Source organism: Nodularia spumigena CCY9414, assembly GCF_000340565.2.
Taxonomy (GTDB): domain Bacteria; phylum Cyanobacteriota; class Cyanobacteriia; order Cyanobacteriales; family Nostocaceae; genus Nodularia; species Nodularia spumigena.
Window position 1 is genome coordinate 3,335,929 of sequence record NZ_CP007203.1, and the last position, 12,914, is coordinate 3,348,842.

Sequence of the window (12,914 nt, forward strand, 5' to 3'; positions counted from 1 at the left end):
TCGAACGTCTGACTTACCTTTTTGGTAAAATTGGTATTAATCTTCGCCAATCGAAAATATTACATCTGGAGATGGATAACTTATCTGATAGTAATGTTCTCAAAGACCAACGAGTTGTCATCGCTGTAGATGGTGGAAGAACTAAAATTAGGTTTAATAAAAAAGGTAGACCCAGTAGCAAAACAAACCGTCATGGCTTTGTCGGTGAATGGATGGAGCCAAAGTTACTAACAATTTATGTCGTAAATGAACAAGGTAAAAAAATTAGAACATCAGCAATACCTATTACTAATGATGGCACATATTCCGGTTATAAAGAGTTTCTGAAAATTTTAGAAATGTACTTAGTAAATTTGGGGATAAGCCAAGCTAAACAGGTGTTATTGATTGCCGATGGTGCAGAGTGGATATGGATACACATTCCCCCGTTATTAAAAAAGCTAAAATGTCCATCCGAAACTTATCAATTATTAGATTTGTATCACGCTGTATCACATTTAAAAGATTTTGCTGATGCTGCTTTTAGTACAGATAATGAAAGTCAATTATGGTTTAAAAAAGCTCGAAAAGCTTTAAAGAAAGGGCAAACGCTAGATTTAATGAGAAACATGGGTGAATTTATCTCTGGCGCGACTGGAGAACGCTGTAAAATTTTAGTGCGAGAGCGAAATTATATTTTAAAAGCCTATAGAAGGAGGCTGTTAAAATATAACGAGGTGGCATCTCAAAAGCTTCCTCTTGGTAGTGGCGCAGTTGAAAGTTTAATTCGTCAAGTTGTTAATTTACGCATGAAAGGAAACAGTAAGTTTTGGTTACAAAATAATGCAGAAATTATGTTACATCTGCGTTGTCAATGGATAGCTAAAACTTGGGATAATTTTTGTGATTCTATTTTTAATTCTTTGATCAAATCCCCAACTGGGTAATAAATTTTATACTTTAATTCTTCCTTTAATTTATTTTCTGCTGTAATTGATACCAAACATTCAAGAGATATTACAGAAAATTTTGGAAATAATCGTCAAATGATTTACTAGCAATCTTTTTGAGATATCTCATCAAGATAATTTATCGTGTAAATACGTTTATATATTGTAAATAAAATTACTTTGTACTGAAAAAAGATGATTAGCGATCGCTACTTTTTGACCCAACTTCACAAAATCGCGTTGCTCCCAAAGCAAGGACGCTTCGGCTTTTCTGCTCAGAAGAAAAAATATCTGGAAGTGGGAGGAACACGCACTTACCGCAATGGGACTTGGGAGAAGTATTGCAAATTAGTTGGGTGGTACACAAAGGGATACTTTGGCAATTATATTGGTGAAGGTGATTTAATTTACGACATCTCCGCACCTGAAGGGCATTTGCCTTGGGTCTGGCTATACCGCAATCTGTGGTACTGCAATGAGCAAACTAGAGTTACTTATCCAGCGTTAATCTTGAGAGAAGATTTAATAATAAGGTAAAAACAATGGTGAGCTAAAGAGAAGATTTAATAATAAGGTAAAAACAATGGTGAGCATTTAGCTCACCATTTCCTTAGCTTTCCGCTTATATACTCCCCGCAAGGGGACGGAAACAGAGTAAAATACTCAACAACACTTGCATAGAACTCGGTAATGGTCAGAACAGCTAAACCTACCAATCGTCAACAAAAGCCCAAATCATCACCTACCGCAACACTTCCCACATGGGCAGATAACACCGAATTGGTGGGATTAGAATTTGACCTCGAAGCACTTACCACCAGTTCCCTCTACTCCCAATACACCATCGCCCTCCATGCTTGGTTTCTTGACCAAGTGCGACAACTTGACCCAGACCTTTCGGCCTATCTCCATGATGGTGAGTCAGAAAAACCCTTCAATATCTCAGCTTTAGAAAGTCAACTACTTCCCACGGGTAAACAATTACAACTAGAAGCAAACCAAATTTTACACTGGCAAGTCAACGCTTTATCTGCAAAGGTGGCTGAGTTTCTCCAACTATGGTTAACCCAATTGCCACAAACCCTCAATTTAAGAGGTGCTACTCTACAGATAAAACAGGTGAGAATCGCTCATCCACCCACCACCTACGCCCAACTATTACAACCACCAGCAAAATACTCTCAGGTCAATCTCAGCTTTATCTCACCTACCAGCTTTCGCCGCAAAGGTCATCATTTCCCCCTCCCTGTACCTGTGAATCTCTTTCATAGCTACCTGCGGCGCTGGAATGATTTTTCCCAAATCCCCATATCACAAGCTGATTTTCTCGATTGGATTGACGAAAATGTGATTATTCATCAACACCGCTTGGAATCTGTGAAGGTGGCTGCTGGTAAACGGGGATCAGTGACCGGTTTTACTGGGGCGATTTCCTGCGGGTTAAGTAAAGCTGCTTTGGCTAATACTGAGTTTACCCAGTTGTTTTATGCTTTGGTTAAACTCGCTCCCTATTGTGGAACCGGACATAAAACGACTTTTGGTTTAGGACAAACTTCTCTAAGTTGGGTGGAACCAGAAGCCAGCAGTCCGACGCAGTTACTTACAAATCTCCTGGGAGAACGCATTGAGGAGTTAACTGCTATTTTTACGGCTCAACGCAAACGCTCTGGGGGCGATCGCACTGATAAAATAGCGGCAACCTGGGCTACAATTTTGGCACGGCGCGAAATGGGCGAGTCTTTGAAGCTGATAGCTGAGGATTTGGAAATGCCTGTGGATACTGTTAAAACTTACACTAAATTGGCTAGGCGATCGCTTAAGGATGCAGATTTGTAAGAAATTAGTGTCACGCAGAGGCGCAGAGGCGCAGAGAGGAAGAGAGTTAAAAAAATTTAAATTCAGCAATGGGTTTTTTTTGCGCTATCATGATAACGATTCTCATTATTTTATGGCTATGGTTAGTTCTGTTATCCAATCAGAAGTAATATGACTACTCTCACACCATCCGCAACCAACGTCACACCGGAGATTCCTAAACGGGGAATGCCGGTGACTCTAATTACTGGGTTTTTAGGAAGTGGTAAAACTACTCTTCTCAATCAAATACTCAAAAATAAAGAAAATTTAAAGGTTGCTGTCTTAGTCAATGAGTTTGGCGATATTAACATTGATAGCCAATTGCTGGTTTCGGTAGATCAAGACATGATGGAACTCAGCAATGGTTGTATTTGTTGTACTATCAATGATGGCTTAGTTGATGCTGTTTATCGCATACTAGAAAGAGAAGAACGCATTGATTATCTGGTAATTGAAACTACTGGTGTAGCTGACCCTCTACCGATTATTCTTACCTTTTTAGGCACGGAACTCAGAGATTTAACTAATCTCGATTCTATTATTACTTTGGTAGATGTAGACGCTTTTGATGCTGAACATTTTCAGAGTGAATCGGCTTTAAAACAAATCACTTATGGCGATATTATTCTTCTGAATAAAGTTGATCTTGCTACTCCAGAAAAAGTTAAAGAAGTCGAAAGTTACATCCATGAGGTGAAAGCGGGGGCGAAGATTCTGCCTACCCAATATGGGGAAGTGCCTTTAGCATTGATTTTGGATACACAGCTAACACCCCAATCACAGTATATATCTATTGCGGAACAAGATGCTCACCAAGAGCATCATCATGAACATGATCACCATGATCACGAACATCATCACCATCACTCTGATCACTTAGATAATGATGGCTTTATCTCTATTTCCTTCCAAAGCGATCGCCCTTTTGATGTTCACAAGTTTGAAGCTTTCCTCACAGAACAAATGCCAGCCGGAGTATTTCGAGCTAAAGGCATACTTTGGTTTAATGACAGTGATCTGCGTCATATCTTCCAACTTAGTGGACAGCGTTATAATTTACACGCCGATGACTGGTATTCTCAACCAAAAAATCAGCTAGTTTTTATTGGCAGAAACTTGAAAACCAATGAAATTCACTCTCATTTGCATAAATGTTTGGTATGATGAGAGCGTGTAAAGTTATGTTACACTCATTCATTAGTCAGGGGTAGTCAATGGTCAATGCCCACCGAAATCTCACAACTGACTAATTCAGCAAAACATTCCTACAAAACTCAAAAAATGACTTTATCGATTCGTCCCGATCTAACTTCTGCCGATCAGGTAATATCGTCTTTAACTGCTCAAAAGCAGCCAAAAGTAACAGAAGCAGAAATGATGCAGGCTGTGCGGACTTTGTTGATTGGATTAGGAGAAGATCCAGACCGCGAAGGACTCAAAGACACTCCCAAAAGGGTGATGAAAGCCTTGCAGTTTCTCACAAAGGGATACACTGATTCTTTGGATGAACTGTTAAACGGAGCAGTTTTTACAGAAGATGCCAATGAAATGGTGTTGGTTCGGGACATCGATATTTTCAGTTCCTGTGAGCATCATATCCTGCCCATTATTGGCCGCGCTCATGTCGCCTACATTCCCAACGGCAAAGTCATCGGTTTATCTAAAATCGCCCGCATTTGTGAAATGTATGGACGACGTTTACAAGTACAAGAACGTCTCACCACCCAAATTGCTGACGCATTGCAAGGTTTACTCAAACCCCAAGGTGTAGCAGTCGTTGTGGAAGCTACCCATATGTGTATGGTCATGCGCGGTGTGCAAAAACCAGGTTCTTGGACTGTTAGTAGTGCTATGCGTGGAGTTTTTGCAGAAGATTCCAGAACGCGCGAAGAATTTATGAATTTGATCCGCCACAATGCTAACTTTCATTAAATAGTTGTCATAGAGCTAAATCTATGTAGCTTGTGCTGTAGATGTAGAGATGGGAAAATTCTTGTCTCTACATTCAGGAATAAATGAGAAATTAAAATTAAATATATTGTTCGGAAATATACCAATAAATATTCTGGACTATGAGTCTTAAGTAAATTAATCCCAAGCTCTCAGCAGTGACAAAAACGGGCGTTGCTGAAACCAAATATGAATTTAAATGTAGGGACGTTCCATGGAACGTCTCTACAGGGGTTTTGACATCATCACAAATCCTGTTCATACTTCAAATCAGCAACGCCCAAAAACGGGTAAAGCTGAGAATTTCGCCGCAAGCGATCGCATTCGTGATCAATTGCAGGAACTAGGCACTACTTTAATCGATCAATCAGATGGTACAACTCGCTGGCATTCCTGATCGACATTTGCTTGAATCGAAAGATTTGATCAGATAATCTAAGCAGTCAGGATTGTTTAAAAAGGAAACCTCATGAACAAAAAAACTATACTCAGTTTGCTTTCGACTCCCATGTTAGTTAGTTCTATTCTTTCTATGGGAGCAATGGCTAACCAAGCACAGGCGGCTAACCCAGAAACAGAAAACACAGATAAACTAACCTGTGTACAGAATTACCATATATTGCGTCCCGTGTGTGCTAGAGCTTCCGTATTAGCCCAAATCCCTGAATATGAACCTGCAAACGAGCTTGCTGGTGAAAATCAAGATAGCTTGCTAGCGTTTAATATCGAAGAAAGTGATATGGCCGTTGACTTATTTAACTGTGACTGTCCACAGTGTATAAATTCTTTGCGCCAGATGCGCGGCATAGCACCTTTAGTTTATTAGAATTTCTAGCATTGCAAATCTGGTTTTTTATCTCGCCCCTTCTGGAACTTATCTGAAATTCTCCCCTCTCCTTCTCCCAAAGGGAGACGCTACGCGAAAGCAAGGAAAGGGGTTGGGGTTTCTGAAATTCTCCCCTCTCCTTAGCAACCAGAGGGGTTGGGGGTGAGGTTCTTCGATAAATTCCGCACTGCTAAGAATAGGAATAACTACCAGCCCAAGTTACCCATTTATGAGATATTCCTATATGCAATATTTCTTCAGCTTTCTCTAACTCATTGATGATTGCTCCTGTTAAGTCTGCACCATCGAGTTCTGCTTCATTAATATTGCAACCAATTAAATTAGCCCTCCTAAGATTAGCGTTTCTTAAATTCGCCCCACTCATTTCCGCTTCACTGAGGTTTGCACCTAGCAGGTTGGCAATTTCTAAATTTGCACTCCGCAAATCTGCACGACTTAAGTTAGACTCCTGTAGGTTGACTCTAATTAGTTCAGCGCCAATTAAGTTGACTTCACTCAAGTTTGCACCGTTTAAATTTGCTCCACTCAAATCAGCATCAGTCAGATTTGCTCGACTCAAGTTACATTCACTCAAATTCGCTTGAGTCAGGTTAGCACCACTCAAGTCAGCTTCAGTAAAATTAACACCACTCAAGTTAGCAGCACAAAGATTTATTTGATGTAAATTGGCTCGATTAAATGTGCGTTCTCCTGCTGCATAAAGATTCAGGATTTTGTTAGCATCCATGTTGTCACCTCGCAATGTCTACAGGTCAGCAAGTTGAGATATCAGTTTTGCACTCTACCCAAACCACACCAAAGACAATTTTTTGAGTTGCCAGCAACCGGGATTTTAAGGAAAACTTGTTACTCCATTGTGCTATAATTGCAAGCTATTTTAAAAAATTCTTAATAGAAATATACTCAAATAAATGGCTGATTTCACATCCACCTTATCTCAAGCAGTGGCTGCATATCGCGGACAAGGGGGCGCACGTCCCACTGCTCAAACAGTTGTTAATGCCTTATTACAAGCCGAAACAGCTGCTAAACAAGAACGGCTAACTTATCCCTTTGCATCGCTGCTGGGTAAATGGCAACTTTGCTTTGCTACTGGGACTAAAAAAGCTCGCAAACGAGGTGGAATTATTTTAGGGAAGGGTTTGTATGTCCCGAAATTTGTCGCCGTCCAGATTTCTTTTAGTTCACAGCCAGATTCAACCAAGGGGGAAATTGGTAATCAGGTACAATTAGGACCGTTGTTATTGCATCTGACTGGACCAGCCAAATATTTAGGTAAGAAAAATTTATTGGCGTTTGACTTTAATTATTTGGTTTTTAGCCTGTTCGGTCGTATGGTCTACAACAAGCAGATTCGCTCTGGTCAAGCTCAATCTGAGGATTTTTATGAGCAGTCTATCGCTAAATTACCTTTTTTTGCTTTCTTTTTAGTGACACCAGATTTTATTGCAGCTCGTGGTCGTGGGGGTGGGTTGGCTCTCTGGATTCGTCATTAGTCATTAGTCATTAGTCATTGGTCATTGGTCATTGGTCATTAGTCATTGGTCATTAGTCATTAGTCATTAGTCATTGGGAAGTTACCGTCTTCTCCCCCCTGCTCCCTGCTCCCTGCACCCCTGCCTCTTCTGCCCATTCCCCAGTCAACTATCTATAGATATATTTTTTTATGGAAAATCTATTTACTTTTTATCTCTCACGGTAGAATATAACAATTAACTCAAAGTTGGGAATCCTCCAAAGGGTACATTCCCTAAGATCACTTGCCAATTCATCGCAGAGTGTAACCGGGGTCAGATGACGCAAGCTTTTAATCAAGTCCAAGAGTGGGAACAACGCCGTAACGAAGCTAGCCGCTACTACAAACAGGGTCAGTTTCAAGAATATCTCAATTTTGCCAGTGAGAATTTACAGTTAGCCAGATCAATTCCAGACCGAGCCAGAGAAGGCCATACATTAAATGATATTGGTTTAGCTCACCTGAGTTGTTGCCAACCTCTACAAGCATTGGAGTGTTTTCAGCAAGCACGTTTGGTAGCTACGGAACTGGGTAACAGACGAGCTGAGGCGATCGCATTAAGCAATCTCGGTTCTACTTACAGCCGTTTGGGACGTTTGTCGCGATCGCTGGAGTATTTTGCTCAAGCATTAGGAATCTTTCGAGATTTGCAAGATATTCCCGGCGAAGTTTCTACTCTCAATGATGTAGCACTAATTTACACCAAATTGGGGCAACCAAAGCGATCGCTGTTGATACAATACCAAGTTTTGTCCATGCGTCGAACACTAGGAGATTTTTCTGGTGAAGCCACTACCCTCAATGGTATTGGTTATGCTTACAGCACTTTAGGACAGTATGAGCGAGCTTTAGAATTTCTGCAAGCAGCGCTCCCCATTCAACGCGCTGTTAAGAATGTGATGGGCGAAGCTAGTACCTTAAATAATATTGCTTCTGTCTATGGTGATTTGGGAGAACCTAAAAAAGCTCTGTTACTTTACTATCAAGTTTTGTTGACCCGTCGGGCGATCAAGGATCGCGCAGGTGAAGGGACAACCCTACAGAACATTGGTTTTACCTACGGTATCTTAGCGAATAACCGTCAGGCTATGAAATATTATGAGCAAGCGATCGCTATTTATCAAGAAATTGGTGATTGTCTGGGGGAAATTTCCACGCTCCTGAATATGGGTAACTTTTACGCTAAGACTAAACGCAAAAAGTTAGCGCTGTCTTACTACCACAATGCTCACGATTTAGCCAAAGCCATTGAATCTCAGCCACAATTGCAAAAAATTAAGCAGTGTATTGATGCGCTGTAACAGTTATCAGTTATCAGTTATCAGTCAAGAGACATAATAGGGTCGAAATCCCTGACTAAATCGGCGTGTTCACTGTTCACTGTTCACTGTTGACTGATTTATTAAAGTCTCCCCTCTCCTTACTAAGGAGAGGGGTTGGGGGTGAGGTGCTGTAAAAGCGATCGCTCTATAATTTGACTGATAAACTGATTACCTTGCAAATTGAAGTGGATATGATCTTGATACAAGGCTTTTGCATCTGGATATGCGTTAAGTAATGGTAACAAATCTATATACGTAATTTGCTGCCCTTGCGTAAAGTCAATCACTCTTTGACGGGTGGTAATTTCGTAGTCACGGGGGCCGGGTTCACCAATTTCTCGTAATAAGGGAGTCATCAGCAGCAAAAATTGGCTCTTGTTTTCACGAGTGAATGCTTGAATTTGGCGAATGGCTTCTAAATTAATCCCCACTATATCCCCCGTTTCCTTCTGCACATCTGGCATTTCCGGGATAGGCTTGGGTTTAATAATATACCGTTGCCATACTTCCACCAATGCGAGGGGAGGTTTCTTGTCTGGGTAATTGCGATCGCGTCCCACAGGTAAAGAAGTCGGTGCAGTCCCAAATAAATCATCAGTATTAATTAATAACACGACAATTTGCGCGTTAAAGTTGCCAAATCGTTGTAAATATGCTAATTCATTCCTGGGACTCCAAGAATTAGCCGAAGCATTTAATACTTCCACATCCTGGAAATTACTAATATTTTTTTCTTGTAAAGAACGAGTAATCAGGCTAGATATTGTATTATCCTGGTCTGTCCACCAACCACCATTAGCAATAGAATCGCCAATAATTAGCACCCGGAGAGTAGAAAGTGCGGGTATCTTTTCCATAGGTGGGCTTCGCATAGAATACTGATTAACTTCAATGCGATTACCAAAACGGCGAGTGCGTTGATTTGGGGCTAACAAATAACCAATATGCGGATCAGCAAGATAAATCAGAGGATGACCAAAACCAAAAAGCGATCGCAAACCCACCTCAACCAGCACAAATAACCCCACAACCGCTAAAATCAAGATTATTGCTAACTTCACCTATAAACCCCCTCCCCTCAAACTGTAAAAAACCTCTGCGAACCTCCGCGTGAACCTCCGCGTAACTTTGCGTTAAAAAATATGACGTTGCAAAGCTTAAACAAAATATTATCTGTAATTTAGCTTGATCAGCAAATAGAAAGACTACAATCAAAACGGACAAATTAGCACTGTAACAAAGGAGGTTTACAAGCTATGTCCGATTTAAATCGCGGAATTATGAAATTTAAGGGTGCAGATTCCCCCAAAGTTGTTACCATCTCTACTGTGCTGCTATTGGGATCGATTGCTGCCTTGATTCTTTGGGCGTTGCAAGCTGCCTATGCCCTAAACTAAGTAATTAGCAACAGTCAGGGACACTTGCAACAACGGTTCCTACCGCAGCCAAGTGTCCATCAACCACCATCCAAAAATTTGAGAACTTGAGAATGTGAGATTTCAGGTTTTAGAGGGAAAATAAATCTAAAATCTAAAATTCACAATGATTGAACTTTGGGGAGCCTTAATTATTTTAATAGCCTGTCCCGTCTTGGGGGCGTTACCAATTATTGGTTGGATTACCTACGCCCTCAAAGGCAGGCAATTATCACAAATTGGCACAAAAAACATCAGTGTTTCAGCCGCTTTTTATCATGGCGGCACATGGGTAGGTATTCTGGCGGTTTTGTCAGAAGCGATTAAAGGAATTGCGGCAGTATTGTTGTCGCGTGTGTTTTTTCCCGAAGGATCGGTTTGGGAATTAATCGCCCTGATTGCCTTAGTATTAGGTAGATATGGTGTAGGCAGAGGGGCTGGTACAACTAACGTGGTTTGGGGATTTATCGTCCATGACCCCCTTGTGGCAATATTCACAAGTTTATTGGCAATTATCAGTTTTACACTTCTGCAATCTAAGCTACTGGTAAAATTCGGAGTTTTATTCGTGTTTCCCTTGTTTGTGATCCTCCTAAATGTTGACAATTTGCCCAAAATCATGGCAGCTATTGTCTTAGCTGGAGTTTTGGGGTGGATTTACACAAAAATTCCCGATGATTTGAATTTACCCCCAGAAGAAGCTGATACAGACTCACAAGCAGCTTTTACTTATTTACGCGGTAATCGCCGGATTCTGACTTTAGATGACGAGTTAGATGCTACGGTGTTTGGAGAAAAAGCAGCTACATTATCTCAAATTAAGCGCTGGGGCTATCCAGTGCCGAAAGGATGGGTAATGTCCCCGGAGGATGATCCTCAAGGCTTAATTGCTATGCTTGAGCCTTCGGATTTATCTCCTTTAGTGGTGCGTTCCTCGGCTATTGGGGAAGACTCCGAACAAGCTTCGGCGGCTGGACAGTACACAACAGTTTTAAATGTTACCAGCAAACAGGAATTACAAGGGGCGATCGCTCAAGTTCAAGCTTCTTACAATCATCCTTCGGCTGTCCAATATCGTCGCGATCGCGGTTTACCAGATACTGCAATGGCTGTGCTGGTACAACAACAAATACAGAGCGTTTATTCTGGCGTAGCTTTCAGTCGTGATCCCATTACCCAACAAGGGGATGCCATTGTCATTGAAGCATTACCAGGTAGCGCTAATCAAGTTGTTTCCGGCAAAGTTACGCCAGAACAATATCGGGCTTTTGTGGTAGAAACAGAGAATATTTCCTCTGTGCAAGTAGAAGGAAGCGGGCAAGTACCACAAGCATTAATTAAACAAGTAGTATACTTAGTCCGGCGACTAGAAAAACAGTATCACGGTCTACCCCAAGATATTGAGTGGACTTATGACAGTCAAAATCTCTGGGTTTTGCAATCTCGACCCATTACAACTTTATTACCCATCTGGACAAGGAAAATCGCCGCCGAAGTCATACCTGGCGTGATTCAACCCTTAACCTGGTCGATTAATCGCCCCTTGACTTGTGGCGTGTGGGGAGATTTCTTTACTTTGGTTTTAGGCGATCGCGCCTTGGGTTTAGATTTTAGCGAAACTGCCACACTGCATTATTCTAGAGCTTATTTTAATGCATCCCTCTTAGGACAGATTTTTCTGCGGATGGGTTTACCACCGGAAAGTCTGGAATTTTTAACCAGAGGCGCGAAGATGAGCAAACCGCAGTTAAAGACCACTTTGGCGAATTTACCAGGATTAATGCGGCTGCTGAAGCAAGAACTCAGCTTAGAAAAGGATTTTAAACGGGACTATAGTCGAAAGTTTATTCCCGGAATGTCACAATTAGCACATGAATCTATAGAAGAACTGCGCGCACCCCAGTTATTAGAAAGAATAGATTTTATTCTGGAATTGCTCCGCAGTGGCACTTATTACAGCATTTTAGCACCCTTGAGTGCAGCCTTGAGACAGGCAGTTTTTCGCGTCAAAGATGGGGAAATTGATAACAGTATAGCTCCAGAAGTAGCAGCATTGCGATCGCTCACTGCTTTAGCCGCAGATGCGAAAAAAATATTACCTGAGTGTGAACCGGATCTAGTATTTGAGCAATTAGCACAAACCCCAGAGGGTGAGCAAATTCTCGATGAATTTAGCGAACTGCTGGAAGATTACGGTTATTTAAGTGATGTGGGGACAAATATTGCTGTTCCTACCTGGAAGGAAAACCCCCAACCCATCAAGCAGTTATTTGTCCAGTTATTGCAAAATCCACCAGAGACAGATGGTGGAGATTCCATTAATCGGGTTTTATCAGCCAAGCGCAAACGAGGAGTAGTACAGCGACGAGTAGATATTAAAGGACGAGTTACCGAATTGTATTCTCGGCTATTGGCTGAATTGCGCTGGAGATTTGTCGCTTTAGAGAAAATTTGGTTAAAATCCGGCTTAATTCAGCAAACTGGGGATATCTTTTTTCTAGAATTAGATGAAGTGCGGCGTTTAGTCGCTGGGGATGATTTAGAACTGAGAAAAGATTTATCTGAGATAGTAGAATTGAGGCGATCGCAATTCCATCAAGATAGTCAGTTCAATCAAATCCCCCTTTTAGTTTACGGTCATACACCACCCCATCCCCTACCCCCCTCCTCTCTTTACTCAGACCAAGTATTACAGGGTATTCCCGCCAGTCACGGTCAAGCCGAAGGACGAATCAAGATAGTAAGAAATTTACAAGATTTACCAGAAATCAACCGGGAGACAATTTTGGTAGTACCTTACACAGATTCCGGCTGGGCCCCTTTATTAGTCAGGGCTGGGGGCTTAATTGCTGAGGCTGGGGGACGACTTTCTCACGGTGCAATCGTCGCTCGTGAGTACGGAATTCCCGCTATCATGGATGTTCACAATGCTACTTGGATATTACAAGATGGACAACGTGTACGAATGGACGGATCTAGAGGAATTATCGAATTATCTCACGACTTGAGACCCGATTGAGTCTAAAAAAGCAAGGGAGAAAAGGAAGGTTGTTAACTCCCCCTGCTCCGGTGCTCCCC

12 protein-coding genes and 1 pseudogene are annotated in these 12,914 nt (G+C 41.6%); 11 read left to right on the forward strand and 2 right to left on the reverse strand.

Going from position 1 to position 12,914, the window contains the following annotated elements:
* The 7 genes and pseudogenes from NSP_RS24815 to NSP_RS14520 form a co-directional block, all read left to right on the forward strand.
* Nucleotides 1-926: pseudogene (locus NSP_RS24815) on the forward strand (ISLre2 family transposase); the annotation flags it as partial.
* A 198-nt stretch (nt 927-1,124) separates the two neighbouring features.
* The gene (locus tag NSP_RS14495; RefSeq protein WP_006198070.1) at nt 1,125-1,466 is read left to right on the forward strand and encodes a GUN4 domain-containing protein; all 342 of its coding nucleotides are present in this window, start codon (nt 1,125-1,127) and stop codon (nt 1,464-1,466) included.
* Nucleotides 1,467-1,619: 153 nt separating this feature from the next.
* The gene (gene cas6, locus NSP_RS14500) at nt 1,620-2,765 is read left to right on the forward strand and encodes a CRISPR-associated endoribonuclease Cas6 (protein WP_006198071.1); all 1,146 of its coding nucleotides are present in this window, start codon (nt 1,620-1,622) and stop codon (nt 2,763-2,765) included.
* A gap of 150 nt (nt 2,766-2,915) precedes the next feature.
* Nucleotides 2,916-3,950, forward strand: a complete 1,035-nt coding sequence (locus NSP_RS14505; protein ID WP_006198073.1) for a CobW family GTP-binding protein — start codon at nt 2,916-2,918, stop codon at nt 3,948-3,950.
* A 117-nt stretch (nt 3,951-4,067) separates the two neighbouring features.
* The gene (gene folE, locus NSP_RS14510; protein ID WP_042202763.1) at nt 4,068-4,718 is read left to right on the forward strand and encodes a GTP cyclohydrolase I FolE; all 651 of its coding nucleotides are present in this window, start codon (nt 4,068-4,070) and stop codon (nt 4,716-4,718) included.
* Nucleotides 4,719-4,950: 232 nt separating this feature from the next.
* Nucleotides 4,951-5,133, forward strand: a complete 183-nt coding sequence (locus NSP_RS14515) for a hypothetical protein (protein WP_006198075.1) — start codon at nt 4,951-4,953, stop codon at nt 5,131-5,133.
* A 72-nt stretch (nt 5,134-5,205) separates the two neighbouring features.
* On the forward strand, nt 5,206-5,562 hold the full coding sequence (locus NSP_RS14520) for a hypothetical protein (protein ID WP_006198076.1): 357 nt from the start codon (nt 5,206-5,208) through the stop codon (nt 5,560-5,562).
* Nucleotides 5,563-5,752: 190 nt separating this feature from the next.
* On the opposite strand, the gene NSP_RS14525 is transcribed toward NSP_RS14520, so the two are convergent.
* On the reverse strand, nt 5,753-6,310 hold the full coding sequence (locus NSP_RS14525; RefSeq protein WP_006198077.1) for a pentapeptide repeat-containing protein: 558 nt from the start codon (nt 6,308-6,310) through the stop codon (nt 5,753-5,755).
* A 184-nt stretch (nt 6,311-6,494) separates the two neighbouring features.
* Between NSP_RS14525 and NSP_RS14530 the strand changes: the two genes are divergently transcribed.
* Together NSP_RS14530 and NSP_RS14535 are read left to right on the forward strand one after the other, a co-directional pair.
* Entirely contained in the window at nt 6,495-7,079 is a 585-nt protein-coding gene (locus NSP_RS14530) for a hypothetical protein (RefSeq protein WP_006198078.1), read from the forward strand.
* A 298-nt stretch (nt 7,080-7,377) separates the two neighbouring features.
* Nucleotides 7,378-8,400: a tetratricopeptide repeat protein gene (locus tag NSP_RS14535; RefSeq protein ID WP_006198079.1), complete on the forward strand. Its 1,023-nt coding sequence runs from the start codon at nt 7,378-7,380 to the stop codon at nt 8,398-8,400.
* A gap of 122 nt (nt 8,401-8,522) precedes the next feature.
* On the opposite strand, the gene NSP_RS14540 is transcribed toward NSP_RS14535, so the two are convergent.
* Entirely contained in the window at nt 8,523-9,482 is a 960-nt protein-coding gene (locus NSP_RS14540) for an SGNH/GDSL hydrolase family protein (RefSeq protein WP_006198080.1), read from the reverse strand.
* A 195-nt stretch (nt 9,483-9,677) separates the two neighbouring features.
* Here NSP_RS14540 and NSP_RS26945 point away from each other — a divergent pair, with 195 nt between their 5' ends.
* Together NSP_RS26945 and NSP_RS14550 are read left to right on the forward strand one after the other, a co-directional pair.
* Entirely contained in the window at nt 9,678-9,818 is a 141-nt protein-coding gene (locus NSP_RS26945; protein ID WP_006198081.1) for a hypothetical protein, read from the forward strand.
* 145 nt (nt 9,819-9,963) lie between these two features.
* A complete protein-coding gene (locus NSP_RS14550; RefSeq protein WP_006198082.1) occupies nt 9,964-12,855 on the forward strand; it encodes a glycerol-3-phosphate acyltransferase in 2,892 nt (963 codons plus the stop codon).
* The last annotated feature ends 59 nt before the right edge of the window (nt 12,856-12,914 follow it).

Coding starts and splice junctions, on each gene's coding strand:
- NSP_RS14495 (WP_006198070.1), top strand. CDS start 1,125: ATGATTAGCGATCGCTACTTTTTGACCCAACTTCACAAAATCGCGTTG.
- cas6 (WP_006198071.1), top strand. CDS start 1,620: ATGGTCAGAACAGCTAAACCTACCAATCGTCAACAAAAGCCCAAATCA.
- NSP_RS14505 (WP_006198073.1), top strand. CDS start 2,916: ATGACTACTCTCACACCATCCGCAACCAACGTCACACCGGAGATTCCT.
- folE (WP_042202763.1), top strand. CDS start 4,068: ATGACTTTATCGATTCGTCCCGATCTAACTTCTGCCGATCAGGTAATA.
- NSP_RS14515 (WP_006198075.1), top strand. CDS start 4,951: ATGGAACGTCTCTACAGGGGTTTTGACATCATCACAAATCCTGTTCAT.
- NSP_RS14520 (WP_006198076.1), top strand. CDS start 5,206: ATGAACAAAAAAACTATACTCAGTTTGCTTTCGACTCCCATGTTAGTT.
- NSP_RS14525 (WP_006198077.1), bottom strand. CDS start 6,310: ATGGATGCTAACAAAATCCTGAATCTTTATGCAGCAGGAGAACGCACA.
- NSP_RS14530 (WP_006198078.1), top strand. CDS start 6,495: ATGGCTGATTTCACATCCACCTTATCTCAAGCAGTGGCTGCATATCGC.
- NSP_RS14535 (WP_006198079.1), top strand. CDS start 7,378: ATGACGCAAGCTTTTAATCAAGTCCAAGAGTGGGAACAACGCCGTAAC.
- NSP_RS26945 (WP_006198081.1), top strand. CDS start 9,678: ATGTCCGATTTAAATCGCGGAATTATGAAATTTAAGGGTGCAGATTCC.
- NSP_RS14550 (WP_006198082.1), top strand. CDS start 9,964: ATGATTGAACTTTGGGGAGCCTTAATTATTTTAATAGCCTGTCCCGTC.